At 45.2% G+C, this 1,196-nt stretch carries 2 protein-coding genes; both read left to right on the top strand.

Going from position 1 to position 1,196, the window contains the following annotated elements:
- On the top strand, positions 1-344 hold a 344-nt coding region (locus tag HI950_RS35380), incomplete at its 5' end, for a helix-turn-helix domain-containing protein (protein WP_223285705.1).
- Positions 302-1,196 (top strand): IS3 family transposase (locus HI950_RS35375; protein WP_169091771.1); only part of this gene is annotated, 895 nt, incomplete at its 3' end. The genes HI950_RS35380 and HI950_RS35375, both read left to right, overlap by 43 nt.

Genomic DNA, 1,196 nt, shown 5'->3' with positions numbered 1-1,196 from the left:
CCTATAAAGGGGAAACAAAAGCTATGACAATAGGTCGCTCTACGACTTGGCAAGAAAGGATCGAGATTGTCCAGTATTGTCTGATCAATCAACATGATTACCAGGAGACAGCGGGACAGTTTCAGGTCTCCTACCAGCAAGTATACCAATGGGTGAAGAAGTTCGAAGGTGGCGGTCAGGATGCGCTAAAGGATGGCCGAGGGAGAAAGAAAGCCCCGGAAGAGTTAACGGAGGCCGACCAACAGAAACTCAAGATGAAGCAGATGGAGCACGAAATTGAGCGACTTCGGGCGGAAAATGCATTCTTAAAAAAGTTAGAGGAACTCGAAAGAAGGCGACGCTAAATCTAACACGGCAGGAAACGATTTACCTTGCCATCCAAACACTTCAAAAGGATGCGTCAATTAGCATTCAACTTCTATGCGAAATTGCAGGAATTGCACGCTCAAGCTATTACAAATGGCTAAATCGTAAACCCAGTTCTCGTGAGCAGGAAAATGAGCAGTTGATCCAGGTGATGATGACCATCTATGAGAAAGTGGAGCGCACCTTTGGATACCGCCAATTAACCTTGCATATGCGAAAACAAACCGGAAAAACCATTAACCACAAGCGCGTAAAGCGGTTAATGGAGGTAATGGAAATCCAGTCCGTTATCCGGAGAAAGAAAAAGAAGTACACGAATGCCACACCACAGCAGGTGGCGGAGAACCTGCTAAACCGTAAATTCCATGCCGATGCTCCGAATGAAAAATGGCTCACCGATGTAACAGAATTCAAGTATGGCCACGGCCAGAAAGCGTATTTGAGCGCTATTCTCGATCTCCATGATAAATCCATTGTCTCGTACGTATTAGGGCGTTCCAATAACAATCCCCTTGTATTCCAGACGTTGAAACTCGCCATGCAAGCAGCTCCAGAAAGCAGCCCTATGCTTCATAGCGATCGAGGCTACCAATACACTTCCTTAGGATTTAAGAAGCTCTTAGATGGAAACAGAATGATTCAGAGTATGTCCCGGGTTGGGCGCTGCATCGATAACGGTCCAATGGAATCTTTCTGGGGGACCTTGAAATGTGAAAAGTATTATTTGCACACGTACCATACTTTTGAGGAGCTTAAGAGGGACATTGAAGCCTACATTCATTTTTACAATAACGAACGATTACAAGCAAAACTAAACGGCCTCAGTCCAA

The organism is Paenibacillus sp. PL91 (genome assembly GCF_012935325.2).
Lineage (GTDB): Bacteria > Bacillota > Bacilli > Paenibacillales > Paenibacillaceae > Pristimantibacillus.
Note: the sequence above shows the minus strand (reverse complement) of the source record. Positions and strands in the feature narration are given on the sequence as shown.